At 56.4% G+C, this 14,631-nt stretch carries 12 protein-coding genes; 7 read left to right on the top strand and 5 right to left on the bottom strand.

Annotation, left to right across the window (positions count from 1 at the left end; genetic code table 11):
* Window positions 1–3: 3 nt before the first annotated feature.
* The 5 genes from cpaB to MID00_RS13715 form a co-directional block, all read right to left on the bottom strand.
* Window positions 4–957: a Flp pilus assembly protein CpaB gene (gene cpaB, locus MID00_RS13735; RefSeq protein ID WP_239054522.1), complete on the bottom strand. Its 954-nt coding sequence runs from the start codon at window positions 955–957 to the stop codon at window positions 4–6.
* A complete protein-coding gene (locus tag MID00_RS13730; RefSeq protein ID WP_009459519.1) occupies window positions 957–1,445 on the bottom strand; it encodes a TadE/TadG family type IV pilus assembly protein in 489 nt (162 codons plus the stop codon). The genes cpaB and MID00_RS13730 overlap by 1 nt, the downstream gene beginning before the upstream one ends.
* Window positions 1,442–1,879, bottom strand: coding sequence for a TadE family protein (locus MID00_RS13725; RefSeq protein ID WP_009459521.1), 438 nt, complete (start codon window positions 1,877–1,879; stop codon window positions 1,442–1,444). Before MID00_RS13725 ends, MID00_RS13730 begins: the two co-directional genes overlap by 4 nt.
* Before the next feature lie 83 nt (window positions 1,880–1,962).
* The gene (locus MID00_RS13720) at window positions 1,963–2,466 is read right to left on the bottom strand and encodes a prepilin peptidase (RefSeq protein ID WP_250755939.1); all 504 of its coding nucleotides are present in this window, start codon (window positions 2,464–2,466) and stop codon (window positions 1,963–1,965) included.
* A gap of 66 nt (window positions 2,467–2,532) precedes the next feature.
* Window positions 2,533–2,718, bottom strand: coding sequence for a Flp family type IVb pilin (locus MID00_RS13715; RefSeq protein ID WP_254498952.1), 186 nt, complete (start codon window positions 2,716–2,718; stop codon window positions 2,533–2,535).
* Between the two features lie 683 nt (window positions 2,719–3,401).
* On the opposite strand from MID00_RS13715, the gene MID00_RS13710 reads away from it, so the two are divergent.
* The 7 genes from MID00_RS13710 (at window position 3,402) to MID00_RS13680 (ending at window position 14,577) form a co-directional block, all read left to right on the top strand.
* Complete coding sequence (locus tag MID00_RS13710) at window positions 3,402–5,153, top strand: ShlB/FhaC/HecB family hemolysin secretion/activation protein (RefSeq protein ID WP_254498951.1); 1,752 nt, start codon at window positions 3,402–3,404, stop codon at window positions 5,151–5,153.
* 338 nt (window positions 5,154–5,491) lie between these two features.
* Window positions 5,492–7,231: a collagen-like triple helix repeat-containing protein gene (locus MID00_RS13705; protein WP_254498950.1), complete on the top strand. Its 1,740-nt coding sequence runs from the start codon at window positions 5,492–5,494 to the stop codon at window positions 7,229–7,231.
* Entirely contained in the window at window positions 7,228–7,818 is a 591-nt protein-coding gene (locus tag MID00_RS13700) for a MarR family winged helix-turn-helix transcriptional regulator (protein WP_254498949.1), read from the top strand. The genes MID00_RS13705 and MID00_RS13700 overlap by 4 nt, the downstream gene beginning before the upstream one ends.
* A gap of 232 nt (window positions 7,819–8,050) precedes the next feature.
* On the top strand, window positions 8,051–10,045 hold the full coding sequence (locus MID00_RS13695; protein WP_254498948.1) for a collagen-like triple helix repeat-containing protein: 1,995 nt from the start codon (window positions 8,051–8,053) through the stop codon (window positions 10,043–10,045).
* Window positions 10,046–10,148: 103 nt separating this feature from the next.
* The gene (locus MID00_RS13690; protein WP_254498947.1) at window positions 10,149–11,024 is read left to right on the top strand and encodes a hypothetical protein; all 876 of its coding nucleotides are present in this window, start codon (window positions 10,149–10,151) and stop codon (window positions 11,022–11,024) included.
* Window positions 11,025–11,036: 12 nt separating this feature from the next.
* Window positions 11,037–11,561: a MarR family winged helix-turn-helix transcriptional regulator gene (locus tag MID00_RS13685; RefSeq protein WP_009459537.1), complete on the top strand. Its 525-nt coding sequence runs from the start codon at window positions 11,037–11,039 to the stop codon at window positions 11,559–11,561.
* A gap of 175 nt (window positions 11,562–11,736) precedes the next feature.
* Window positions 11,737–14,577: a pitrilysin family protein gene (locus MID00_RS13680; RefSeq protein WP_250755945.1), complete on the top strand. Its 2,841-nt coding sequence runs from the start codon at window positions 11,737–11,739 to the stop codon at window positions 14,575–14,577.
* Window positions 14,578–14,631: the final 54 nt, after the last annotated feature.

The following is a 14,631-nucleotide window of genomic DNA, read 5'->3' as shown; positions in this document are numbered from 1 at the left end:
TGCTTAATACTGAATGACCTCTAAACGGCCCCCGCGAATAACTTCCGTGCGGCGCGGCGGCGCAGCATGCGGCTCTCCGCTGGCCCGGGCTCGTGCCTGCACCTGTTCTTTTTCGGTCTGGCTGATTGCAAATTCACGCAAGCCCAAACCGGCCATGGCGCGGTTATCCGGCAGTTTCAAGGCATCGCGCTGATCGGCATCCAGACCAGCACGCGCGGGAATCAGACCCGCAAATTCAGGGAACAAGGAGGCGTCCGGCAAGCTCTCGTCCTTGGGAGCACGCAAGACCAGTTGCAGGCTGCCGCTACGGCTGGCCAGCAGGAGTTCGTTCACCGACTCCAGGGGGACGGCCAGCATGGCGTGGCGCGCCTGAGTCTCGGCACGATTCGTCGCATTGGCCTCTGCCGGATCTGGCCCGGACAGCGAAGCGCCGCCATAGGCCAGCACGCGCACACGCGACATCAACAGGCGGGCCTGGGTGTCATTGACTTCGTTGCCGCTGTTAAAGGTAATGAAGATATCGACCAGATCGCCCGGCTCTACCCTGTGGCTGGCGCCAGTGATCACATCAATGGGAATGCTGACGGCGCGCTCACCCTCTTCCAGATAGCTGGCCAGACTTTTGGCGATGAAGCTGCTTAACACTGGCTGCCCTTGGCCCAGGTCAAAACGCAGGGTTTTCCCGCTCAAGGCTTCCAGCGTGTTGAAAGACTGGGCAGGAGCCGCAGGCCACTGCGCCAATTCCAGAGCATCAGCCTGCAAGGTTTCCCCCGCTTTCACATCCCGTTTGAGCACGACCACCGCCTGCAAGTTGGCTGCTGGCTCTACGCTTTGCGTGCTGAGCACAGGCTGGACCACCTCTGGTTTGGGCTTCATGCCCAGGTACAAGGCAAACGCAACCAATACGGCTGCGATCAGCAATAAAAGGACTGCCGCCCCCTTCATAATGCCGCTCATTAATGTGGTCTCCTGAGTACGAGTAGTGTCTTGGCGCTTAAGCTGCGCAATTGATCTGCCTGACCCTCTTCAGGCCTGAACAGATCCAGGGTTTGAGAAAGAATTCCGGGTTCAAGCTCCAGCTTCAGGGAAAGCTGGGCGCAGTCATACTGAGGCTCCGAGGCACAAGCCTGGGATTGAACATCCGCACTCAGGTCGCCAAACCAATGCAAGAACGCGTCGCTCTTGGCTTGGCCCCTGCCATAGTTCCTGGCCAGTTCCTGATTTATAAAAGGCGCGATCTCATCGGCGTTCTTGACCTGCATCGTCGCTTGGCGAGAAAGATCGCCGACCAGATGATCCATTTTTTGCTTGGCCAGAAACAAGGAACTGAAGGTGATGATGCCGCTGAAGATCAACAACAGAATCCCCACCATCAAGGCAAACTCGATGGCAGCAACGCCTTGCTGGCGTTGGGCAGCAGGAAGGAAACAAGCGGCTCGTGTCATGGCGTATCCCCCGCTGTACCCACTTCACCGGCAACCAGCAGATTGATCTGCGCATTGCCCTTTAACTGTTCGGGCACGACCAGCGCAAACAAGGTATCGGGAGCAAAACGAGGAATCAGGGGGGCTTGCAGGTAGTCGTACACAATCCCCACACGCAGCTCATCACTGAGCAAATCCGTGGTGATGCGCACATGCTCACTGCCTACCCAAGTGCTTAGCCACTGAACCTGATCGGCGGCCACTTCCTTGGCCCGATTTACCCGTGCTTGCAGGCGATCCGGACTGAGCATGGGGCCACCCGGCCCAGCGCCTGGCTCCAGCAAAGCAGCGCGGGCACCGGATTCGGCCGCGAAATTAAGAGACTGCTGCGCGGTCATGATCAGACCGAACGTCAGCAAGCCATACATGAAGAGAAACAACAATGGAAAAACCAATGCAAATTCCAGTGCGTAGGCTCCGTATTGGTATTTTTTTTCTACGCCACGCCGTTTTGCTAATTGGCCCTCTCGTGGGGGCTTTATTGATTTTGCATCCATACCCACCCCATTGTTGCAAGGGATAACCAGGCCCCTAAAGGCACACTACGCGCCTTGACGCGGGTTCCCGGCAAAGCAAATCCGTACTTACGTTCCAAGGATGGAATCAGCACCAATACCAAGGCATGCAAACCCGCCAGTACCGTGCCAAACAACACCACCATGCCTGCTTCCTTCCACCCCAGGGCCAGGCCCAGCACGGCCATCAGCTTTACATCGGCCGCACCCATCAAACGCAATAACCAGATTGGATAAAACACGATCAAGGCGGCGGCAAAACCGATCAGGGAGTCCCCCCAGCCCGCCACCCATCCCCAGGGAAGGCCATAGGACACACTGACAAAAACCTTGTGCAACAGAACCGCCAAACCATAAAAAACTAATAAGGCATTAGGGATTTTCCGGAGCTTCAGATCGCTATAGATAATCTGAGCGGAAAAGAAAAGCAGAATAAAAATAAAGGAAAGCTTAATTAAAACGGGCATAAGCATCAGCCATTCAAGCTAAAAGGCACAGCCAGACTTGAATTGGCTGATGCTCAAACAAAGTGCTTACTCGGTTACCTTAGAAGCAGTAGTCAACTCATTAGTTACACGAGTAAACAACTCCTTCAAGCCATCACCTAGGAGCCCCAAAACCCCAATGATCGCTACTGCTACCAACCCTGCAATCAGGCCGTACTCAATAGCCGTTGCACCGTCTTCATCGTTCCAGAATTGCTGAAGTTGAGTCTTCATGACTGTCCCCATTCAAAAAGAAAAAATTACCCTCAACAGCGAGGATTCAAGGCCCCTTGGGGCACTACACTTTGCCAACTTTGGCAACTTCCACTGCTAACTGTTATCAATTTTTGTATTTTTCAGTTGAAATCATCTTAAACCCATGTATGTATCTGTTTTTACTAGGGTTTACGTGTAACAAACATCAAATACACAAACGAATTCTAGCCCAAAGATACGAAAAACGCATGATTGTGTATTTACAACAGCCAATTTCCCATAAAAAAAGGCCAAAAAACAGCTAATTTGAAACTTTTACTTACCCTTATTGTGTCGAAGTTTGTTAATGTTACCGTTTTTATCATTTCAGAATGCAACAAAAAACCTGACTAGCCACTGCTACAGAGCACCTGCAAGACAGCTTTAATTACTTGAAAGAAAGTAGGTTTTTTTCAATTTATTGCTGTTAGCAAGGGAAAACCCGCGCAGCCCCAACTAAGCATGAATACAGACATACAAGACTGTTTGCTAACGAGCTAAATCAGGGCTATTTTTTTTACGTTTCAAAATGTAATAGTTAAAGTGTTTTAAAGCACTAAGAGGAAATACCCTGCTTTCAAACAGCAAAAAGTGACAGCGAAGTTAAACTACGGCACAGTAGAAAAAAGCGCCCGATTTACAGCGAATAATGATTAATGAATATGAATCCCAAGCATCACTTGTCACTGGCCTTCCTTAGAAAAAAAAATCCCAGCCTGATTGTGAGCTTGGGATTATTTATGGGGCTGGCCACTACTGGTTCAGAAAGTTGGGCGGACGCCCCCTTGCGGGGGAACCCGGTCGACTCTTTGCCGCCCATCAATGCACCGGCCCCCAACACACGCGCGCCTTCTCTAAGCATTCCGCCCGCTGCCGCCCAAACTCAATTGCAGCAGCAACTACAACAGCAAGTGGTGGTGCGCAGCTTTGATGTCAGCGGCAGTCGCAGCATTCCTTTTGAACAGATCACCGCCATTCTGGAACCACTGGCCGGTAAAACGCTTAGCATTGCCCAGTTGATCAACGAGGTGAACAAGATCACCGCCCTGTATCAACAGCAGGGCTACCCCCTGTCTTTTGCCATCTTGCAGCAACAGGACTTTGCGCAAGGACACATCAAGGTCACGGTGGTGGAAGGCCATGTAGGCAGTGTTCGTATTGAAGGCGATCCAGGTCGCAGCCAGGCTCGCATCGAGCGTATCGCCAAAGCCATGGTGGATGAAAAGCCGCTTACCCAGCGCACGCTGGAGCGCACCATGAATCTGCTGCGCACCATTCCGGGCCTGAAAATAGATCCCAAGCTGGACATGCCCGTACGTACTGATGGCGCCTCCGAGCTGGTCATCAATGCACAGCACAAATCTTTCAGCGCAAATGCCAGCGTGGCGGAAATGGGCTCCAGCAAACAGGCTCTGGTGCAGTTAAGCGCCAATAGCCTGACGCCTCTGGGCGAACAGCTGAAGCTGACTGCCGCCATCCCCACCAGCTCTGAGGATGTGAAGTACGTCAGCGGCAACCTGACCATTCCCCTGACCGGTAATGGCTTGAATCTGGAGATTGATGGCTACCACTATCGCTCCAAGCCGCGTGATGAAGTTCTGGAAAGCCAGGGCTGGAACCGCAAGGTCATCAACGAACGTATCGGGGCGGCGATCAGCTATCCCTTTATTTTGAACAATCAACGCAGTCTGAAAGGCACGGCAGGTTTTTATGCCAGTCGCTCCCTGGACGACTACACCCACAAGACGCTGGACAATGTCTGGATCGAGAACACCACCGACGTACGCGCCCTGAAGGCTGAGTTGCGCTATACCGATGCCTCGCAGCGTCAATCTCGCGAGCTCAATCTGGGGGTGTACAAGGGTCTGGATGCCATGGGCGCCCGCAAGTCTCTGAACACCTACTTGCAACGTGACGCCGAGTCCGATCTGGACTTGGACTTCACCCGCTGGACCGCCTCTATCAAGCAGAATCTGGCCTTGCCAGGGCAATTTGGCATGAGCTTTTCGGCCAGCGGCCAGTACAGCTCGAACGTCCTGCCAAACTCCGAACAGGTTTCTTTTGGTGCCTGGCGACATGGCTATGGCTATCCGCAAGGCGAGCTGGCTGGCGACAAAGGCATAGGCGCCACGCTGGAAATCAATCGACGCTTTACGAACTCCTCCACCTGGCTCAACAACATTCAGCCCTATGTTGCCTATGACTGGGCACGCGCCTGGTACAACCTGGAGCGACTGAACAGCTATAACAATCGACGCCTGCGTTCCGCTGCCATTGGTGTACGGCTGTCCAATAACAAACACTATCTGTTTGACATCAACGTCGCCAAACCGCTGGGCGATTTGCCGGTTAACTCCGACAAACGCAAAGTACGCTTGAACACCAACTTTCTGTTCTTCTACGACGGTTTTTAGCAGGCATCCTGCCGGCACCCTTACTGCCGATTTTTCCCCAAGGCCATCGCAAGATGGCCTTTTTTGTTTTCCATTTCGGCAGATTCCGGCCTCAGGTGTTACGAAAAACGTTACGTAACAGGAACGGAACACCCCACAAAAACAGCCCTAAACACGCTCACACCGACCCTGTTTTTTGATGAAATCCTGCTCCAAAAAAACCAGAAAAACTCACAACACACTGATTAACAACAATAAAAATAAAACACAACAACAAAAACAGAACTTGGCACGCTACTTGCTTCATTTCTATCAACAGCCCTTGAAGGGCGTGCTTACACTTCAAATCGGAGTCAGACATGAAAGCAAGGAATTCAGCAAGAAACGCCTCGGTACAACGCAACTTGCAACGTGCCGTTGTCGCTACATTGGTCATCAGCGCCGCCGTTCTGGCCGGTTGCTCCTCGCGCGGCGGTGTTCGCGACGGCCTGGAGGTGTCGGTTCGCCCCCCTGTTGTTGACCCTAACCTGCCCAAGCCCGGTGACGGCGGTACCGGCGGTGGCGACAACGGCGGTGGCGACAACGGCGGCGGCGATAACGGCGGAAACAACGGCGGTGGCAAGGACACTAGCCTGACCCAAAATGCACTGGGCAATCTGGGCCAGGCTGTCGACAACGTAGTGCCTTTGAACCTGAGCAAAACAGGCAATCAACTGGGCAAAACGCTGGATGGCGCGCTCAAACCCGTTACCAATATCGTGACGGATGCCACACGCACCGTCGGTGGTGTGACCGGACTGGGACAACCCGTCAACGGCTTGACCACTCAAGTCGGCGGTGTAGTGACCAATCTGGGCGATCAACTGGGCAAAACCGGCCTGCCCCTGAACCTGGGTGAGGGTGCGGGCCGTCTGCTGTCCCACTTGGGTCAAGCTGTGGGTTCGGTCGGCGGCTTGCTGGTCAACGATCCCAAGAATTCCAATCCACTGGGCAACACCTTGCACCACGCCACCAAAGGCATAGAAGAGCTGACCGGCTCCTTGCTGGGAGAAGGCAGCCTGCTGCATCCATTGACAGCACAGCTAGGCCTGGGGGGTATCTTGCTGGCAGAGGGGGGAGAACCTGTCCTGCAGCCTGCACTGGGCAATATCGGACAAACCGTAGATAACATTCTGCCACTGGGGCTGAACCCGATTCTGGGTGATGTGGGCGGTGCTTTGGACAACACAGTGGCACCAGTGGTTGCCACTGTCACCAATGTGACCCAACAAGTGGGAGATGGCCTGGGTGTTGGCCGACCGATCAACGCCTTGCTGGGCGGTGTAGGCAGCGCTCTGAGTAATGTGGGCAGCCAACTGGACAATGCAGCACCTCTGGGGCTGAGCGATGTGGTAAGCAATTTGGGGCAGGCCGTCGCCTCGGTGGGTGGTGTACTGCACAAGACTGATGCAAATACCAACCCCCTGGGTAATACCTTGAATCACGCCACCCAGGCCGTCGCCTCCCTGACGGGCGGACTGGGCGGTATCACGGGTGGAGAAGGTGGTGGCTTGCTGGCACCCGTTACCGGATTGTTGGGTGGTGTGGGTGGCGGCGAAGGTGCTAGCGGTGGATTGCTGGCCCCTGTCACCAGCTTGGTCGGTGGACTAACTGGTGGCTTGGCTGGCGGCGACGGCGCGAGCGGTGGCTTGCTCTCCCCTGTCACCAATCTGGTCGGTGGATTAACTGGTGGCTTGAGTGGCGGTGACGGCGCGGCCGGCGGCTTGCTTTCTCCCGTCACCAATCTGGTGGGCGGTTTGACTGGCGGCCTGACGGGTGGTGATGCCTCCAACGGTGGCTTGCTGGCTCCTGTCACGGGTCTTTTGGGCGGCATCACAGGCAGTGTTTCGATCGGTGGTGGCGCAGCAGCAGAAGGTCAGGCTGGTGGTGGATTGCTGGCACCCGTTACCGGTTTGGTCGGTGGTCTCGTCGGTGGCCTGACAGGTGGCGTCAACGTACAGGCAAACGCTGGCGCAGCCGGCGGCGAACAAGCCAATGGTGGTTTGCTGTCCCCGGTAACTGGTCTGCTCGGTGGCTTGCTGGGAGGTGGCCGGAAATGATGAATAAAGTCATGAACCCGGTCAGTTTGCCAGTGAGCTTTCATCCTGGCGCCCAAGGCACCGGGGCCCGCTCCAACTGGTCCTCACACAACGATGAGCAAAGCATGTTGTCAGAAAAGATGTTGATGGATCTGGGAAAAATGCTGGGCCGTCAGTTCACCATCTACGCAGAAGCCCTGAAAGCCAGCTTGGCCGAAGAAGCGAATATCCCCTTGAATGATTTCAAAGCACTGGAATACATCATGGAATTCGATGCATTGCCTACAGGTCAGTTGGCTCATTTGATGGACTTGAGTGCCAGCGGTGTCAGCGCCCTGATCAACCGCCTGGAACACAGGGGCTACATTACCCGCGGCCGCCACCCCCTGGACAAGCGTGTGATTGCCTTGCATCCGGTAATGGACAAATGCCGTGAAGTCCTGGCTGTGAAGGAACGTGCTATCAACCAGGCAATCAACACGGCAGCGAATCAAAACCCTGCCCAGCTGATTGCCATGTACGACTTTCTGGTCGACAGCATGAGCACCTTCAGGCAAAACACCAAAGCCTGGCTGGATGCCAAGGCCCTGGTGCCACGAGCCTGCTGAGCACCCTGCTCGGCCCCTACGGAACCGCTGCTTGTCAGCGGTTCTTTTTTTGTTACGTAACACGTTCCGCCCAGCCCCCAAAACCCGTAACAAATAGCCCTCTTTTTTCCCTCTACTTTTCACCAAACCCTGCTTACATGCGGCTTGCAGGCAAGCCAATAAATTGGCACGTGAATTGCTTAACTAGACTCAGGAAGCAAGCAAGTCCCCCGATCATTTATTGGAGCAAGCAATGCATAAAAATACAGACAGCAAGAAACCAGGCCTGCGCCTGACACTCCTGGCCACCCTGATGGCCAGCACTTTAGCGCTGACTGCCTGCGGCAGTTTATCCGGTGGTGGCAGTAGTGGCAGCGGTGGCGGCGGATCGGAAACCCCCACCAATCCAGGCCCAGGCACTGGTGGCGGTGACAACGGCGGCGGTGATAACGGCGGCGGTGACAACGGCGGTGGCGATAACGGCGGCGGTGACAACGGCGGCGGTGATAACGGCGGCGGTGACAACGGCGGTGGCGACAACGGCGGTGGCGATAACGGCGGTGGTGACAACGGCGGCGGTGATAACGGCGGTGGTGACAACGGCGGTGGCGATAACGGCGGTGGCGACAACGGCGGCGGTGATAACGGCGGTGGCGATAACGGCGGTGGCGATAACGGCGGTAATCCCCCCACGCGTACGCCGGGCCCACTGGAAACCACTCTGAATAATGTAGGTGAAGCCGTCGACAACGTCCTGCCAGTCGGCTTGCAAGATACCGGCGGCAAGCTGGGCAAAACACTGGATACCGTAGTCGCTCCTGTCGTGGACACGGCAACAGGCCTGACTCAACAAATTGGTGGCGCAACCGGCTTGGGCCAACCCATCAATGGTCTGACACAGCAAGTGGGCGGCGTCGTCACCAAGTTGGGCGAGCAACTGGGTAACAGCGACCTGCCCCTGAATCTGGGCCAAGGTGTTGGGGGCTTGCTGAGCGGTCTGGGCAATGCCGTGGGCAGCGCAGGTGGCCTGCTTCATGCTGACGTCAACAACCCTAACCCACTGACAGCCGTACTGGGCCATGCAACCGGCGGTGTTGCTGCACTGACAGGCTCCCTGCTGGGTGAAGGCAGTCTGCTGTATCCCCTGACAGGACAATTGGGGCTGGGCGACTTGCTCAATGGTGCTGATGCTGCCCCTATCCTGGAACCTGCCTTGGCAAATCTAGGCCAGACAGTCGACAACATTTTGCCCATTGGCTTGAACCCCATCCTGGGCAATGTCGGCGAGACCCTGGATACCGTAGTCGCTCCTGTTGGTGCAACGGTCACTCATGTCACCCAACAAGTGGGTGACGGTCTGGGTGTTGGTCAGCCTATCAATGCTTTGCTGGGTGGCGTAGGCAGCGCCCTGAGCAATGTGGGCACGCAGATTGATGGCGCAACCCCACTGGGTCTGGGCGGCACCGTTAACCATTTGGGTCAGGCTGTTGCCTCGGTCGGTGGCCTTTTGCATAAAACAGATACCAACACGAACCCGCTGGGCAACACCCTGAATCACGCCACACAAGCTGTCGCCTCCTTGACTGGCGGGCTGACAGGTAACGGGGAAGGCGGGCTGCTCTCGCCAGTAACCGGCTTGCTCGGCGGACTGACTGGCGGTTTGGGCGGTGGTGATGCTGGCAACGGTGGCTTGCTGTCCCCCGTGACCGGCCTGCTCGGTGGTTTGACGGGTGGTCTGGGTGGTAGCGATGCAGCCAACGGTGGCTTGCTGGCTCCCGTGACGGGCCTGGTCGGTGGTTTGGTAGGCGGCCTGGGCGGCGGTGATGCAGCCAATGGCGGTTTGCTGGCCCCCGTGACGGGCCTGGTCGGTGGTTTGACTGGCGGACTGAGTGGCGGTGATGCAGCCAATGGCGGTTTGCTGGCGCCCGTGACAGGCCTGGTCGGTGGTTTGGTGGGCGGACTGGGCGGCGGTGATGCGGCCAACGGCGGCTTGCTGGCTCCTGTCACGGGTCTGGTCGGGGGTTTGACAGGTGGCCTGGCAGGCGGTGACGCTGCCAATGGCGGCCTGCTAGCACCTGTGACCGGCCTGGTCGGCGGACTCCTGGGCGGCGGTGCAACCGTTTCCGTAGATACCAGTGCCTCGGGTAGCGTCAACGCTGGTGGTGGAGCCGCTGCAGGCACCAACAATGGCGGTTTGCTGGCACCGGTAACCGGACTGCTCGGTGGACTGCTGGGCGGCCCTCGCTAAGCACAGGGGATGGGGCGTACACCGCCCTATTCCTTAACCCCAGGATCTTCCTAAGCCCTGCTTGAAATAGCTGAGCAATCCTGATCACCAGATGGAGTAAGTCATGACTACAAAGACACGCTTTGCCTCCAGCAGGATCATTTTGCTCGGCCTGGCAGCTAACCTGGTTTCACTAAGCGCGCAGGCCGACATCGTGGGTGTCAACAGCCTGCCCCTGCCAGTATCCAGTACATTTGCTACGAGCTTGATGAATGTCGATCCAGCACTCGATAAAGTACCTCTGATGGAGCAGCCTGGCCCCCTCCTACCCCTTTACGAGGTACTTTATTCCGCTGCAGATTTTGAACAGGTTTACCAGACGACTGTCTATATAAGACAGAAAGTTGACGATCTGGCTCAAGGGCTTGAACTAACGCCACTTCCCCTGAATGCAGGACAAGCTGCCGGAGATGTGCTCCACGGCGTTAGTAACACGATCGGCAACGTTGGGGATTTGGTCAGGAATAATCCGGACAACCCTTACCCCATTAGCAACACGCTTACCGATCTGACAGGCAGCCTGGTCAATGCAACAGGCGCCCTGCTTCAAGGTAGTGTTCAAGCACCTGCCAACAACGGGCTGCTCAATGGTCTGGTAAACAACAATCCTGGCAACACAAATCTTCTCTCCCCCGTCACCAATCTGGTCAACGCTGCGGGCGGGGACTTAATTAACACCAACACAAGCAATGACGGCCTGCTTGCTCCGGTCGGCAATCTGCTGGGCGGACTGGCAGGCGGCTTGCCCGATACACCAGACAGCAATAATGGTTTGTTGACGCCTGTCACAGGCTTGCTGGGCAATATCTCGACCAGCCCCGTAAATAAGGCGCAGGCATCACTGCCTGCGGACAGTTCCACAACAACAGCAGCCAATGGCGGTTTGCTGGGCCCCGTCACTGGTCTGCTCAGCGGACTGCTGGGTGGCGCACCACATTAAGGATGTGTGCGTATGCCAGACAAACAGACACTGACCAGGACCTGGATCGACACCGATCCTCCGGATACGGTGCTGTCAGGGCATATGCGAGGCGACATTGTGCGCATGATGGTGCGTCAGTTCGATGTCTATATGGAGGCCAACAAGCACGAACTGGCACAAGAAGCGGGCCTGAGCCTGAACGAATACAAGGCAATGGAGTTTGTACTGGAGCTCAAACACTTGTCGCCGGGCAGGCTGGCTCAGCTCCTGCACCTTAGCCCTAGTGGCAACCACGCCCTGATTACCCGGCTGGAGCACGCTGGTTATCTGACTCGCAAGCCACACCCTCGCGATGGACGCATGACTTGCCTCTACCCCAATCAGGAACGATGTAAACGCCTGATCGCCAATATGGAACACGCTGCGCAGCACATTATCAAGGCCACTGCTCAGCACAATCCGGGCCAACTGGCCGCCTTGCACGAGTTTTTGACCGGCAGCATCGGCCATCTCCGTCATGATGCGCTGCACAGACTCAAGCGCAAACCTGACTGAAGATCAGGGACCGGTTTCTTGCTGTTTTGCCCACCAGTACCCCTGGTGGGCTTTTTTTCGATGGTGCAGGACATTTGCGAGAGAAGTCGCCTACCCAGCCAAACGGCCCCATGCTACAAAAGACACTGGTCGGCTTGGCTGGCTTTTTCATCGCTAAAACCGTAAGGATGTGTTCATGAAACTCTCTGTACTGATTGCCGCCCTGCGCCTGCGCCATCTTGCAGGGGCTGCGCTGCTGTCCACTTCGCTGGCAGCCTATGCCCTACCCGCAGGTCTGGCCCAAGGCCCCTCTGTCGAAGGCGTCACTCAATACACGCTGGACAATGGCTTGCGCCTTGTTCTGGCCCCAGACGATTCCAAACCTACGACCACCGTCAACATGACCTACCTGGTCGGCTCGCGACACGAGAACTATGGGCAAACCGGCATGGCTCACCTTCTGGAGCATATGCTGTTTCGCGGCACCCCCACCTTGCGCAATGCGCTGGGAGAATTTTCCAAACGTGGTCTGGAAGCCAACGGCACCACCTCCAGCGACCGTACCAATTACTTTGCCAGCTTCGCCGCTGATCCCGAGACCCTGAAATGGTATCTGGACTGGCAAGCCGACGTGATGGTCAACGCTCTGATCGACAAGCAGGATCTGGAAGCGGAAATGCCCGTGGTGCGCAATGAAATGGAAAGCGGTGAAAACAGCCCTTTCCGTGTTCTGATGCAAAAGCTGACAGCCGCTGCGTACCAATGGCATAGCTATGGCAAGACCACGATTGGCGCCCGCTCCGACGTCGAAAACGTGGATATTGAACAGCTGCGCAAGTTCTACCACGACTACTATCAGCCCGATAATGCGGTGCTGTTTGTGACCGGGCAATTCGACACCGATCAGACTCTGGAGCACATAGCCAAGGCCTTTGGCTCCATCCCAAAACCGACTCGCACGCTGCGCCCCGAATACACGGTTGAACCCGTGCAAGACGGTACCCGCACAGTCACCTTGCGCCGTCACGGTGGTGCGCCCTTGATCATGTCGCTGTACCACCTGCCCAGCGCTGCCAGCCCGGAATACATGGACTTGAGCCTGGGCATCAGCGCCTTGGGCGATACCCCCAGCGGACAGTTGTACAAGAATCTGGTCAACAAGAACCTGGCTACCAGCGTATTCAGCTTTGATTCCGAAAGCCACGACCCAGGCTACGCCCTGTTTGGTGCCGAGCTGAAACCCGATATGGATCAGCAAAAGGCCTTGAAGGTCATGAATGACACGCTGGAAGGCCTGTCCAAGTCCCCGCTGAAAGATACGGATCTGGAACGCATCCGCAGCCAATGGATGACGGGCTGGACACAAACCTATGCCAACCCCTCCAGTCTGGCCAGCGCGCTATCCGAAGCGGCGGCCAGCGGCGACTGGCGTTTGTTCTTCCTGCAGCGCGACCGGGTCGAAGCCGCCAAGCTGCCTCAAGTTCAAAAGGCACTGGAAACCTGGCTGGTCGCCAGCAACCGCAGCAATGGCTTGTACATCCCCACAGAAAAACCGCTGCGTGCTCCTGAGGCCAGCACCGTTGATGTGGCCAAGCTGGTACAGGACTACACCGGCAAGGATGGCGGCAAAACGGTAGAAGCCTTTGATCCTAGCCCTGCCAACATCATGGCCCGCACCGATCTGCAACCCTTGTCCTTGGGCAAGGATCTGGGCGAAGTGAAAATGGCCCTGCTGCCCAAGGGAACTCGCGCGGAACGCGTGGAGGCTCGCTTGTCCTTCAAGTTTGGTTCGCCTGATCAACTCAAGAACCAGACCGCTACCGCTGCAGCCGTCGCCAGCCTGCTGAGCACCGGTACCAAGAAACTGAACCGCGAACAGATTTCTGATCAGTTCACCGCCATGCAAACCCAGTTCAGCACCAGCGGCTCCAATGGTCGCTTGTACCTGAGCCTGTCCTCCAACCGCGAGAACCTGCCCAAAGCCATTGCTCTGGCGCTGGACGTGCTGCGCAACGCAAACTTCCCCGAGGACGAGCTGAAAAAATATCAGCAAGCCGTGGTCACCGATCTGAAATCGGCCAGCACCGAACCTGCTGCTTTGGCCAGCCAAGCGATTGAACGCTACACCAACCCATGGCCCAAGGACGATATCCGCTACACGCCCAGCTTTGAAGAAGGCATAGAGCGAGTCCAGGCGATTAACATCAAACAGGTGCGGGATTTCCATCAGAAATTCTACGGTACGGGTGATGTCGCCTTTAGCGCCGTGGGTGACTTTGACAAGGACGAGGTTCGCAAGGCTTTGGCCGATGGTTTGAAAGGCTGGCGCAAAGCCCCGACCTACCAGCGCCCGGACGATCCACTACAAACTGTGGCTCCCAAGGTCTTTGACATCAACACGCCGGACAAGGCAAATGCCTTCTATCTGGCGGACCTGGGCCTGAAACTGCAAGACAGCGATGCGGACTTTCCGGCTGTCTACCTGGCAAACTACTTGCTGGGCCTGTCTGAAACCTCGCGCCTGTGGAACCGCGTGCGCGTGGAGGACGGCTTGTCCTACAACGTACGCAGCCAGGTGGATGCGTCCAGCTATGAACCCAAGGGTTCGTGGACGGTCTACGCCATTCACGCTCCCAGCAATAGCGATAAGTTGAGCAAGACTATCGACGAGGTTCTGGCCCAAACACTGAAAGATGGCTTTAGCGAGCAAGAAGTCAAGGAAGGTGTGAATGCCTTGCTGAACTACCGCCGCTTGTCGCGCAGCCAGGACACCGTGGTCAGCAGTGCGTGGTTGAATTACCTGGACCTGGGCCGCAGCTTTGAATGGTCCGAGAAAATGGACCAGGATCTGCAAAAGCTCAATGCGGAGCAGGTCAATGCGGTTTTGCGCAAATACCTGAAACCCAAGGAAATGGTCGTAGCGATTGCCGCTGACCATGAGCGTCAACAGCAAGGTGCCGCCGCGCCAGCACCTGAAACCGCAGAACAGGCTCCGGTGACAGCGCCGGCTCCAGAGCCACTGGATGCCCAGCCTTGATCAAGCCAGCAACCCCGCTTGCCTGAACTTTGAACAGGCGTAAAAAAGCCCGGT

The organism is Alcaligenes sp. NLF5-7, assembly GCF_024266725.1.
Lineage (GTDB): Bacteria > Pseudomonadota > Gammaproteobacteria > Burkholderiales > Burkholderiaceae_B > Alcaligenes > Alcaligenes phenolicus.
Note: the sequence above shows the minus strand (reverse complement) of the source record. Positions and strands in the feature narration are given on the sequence as shown.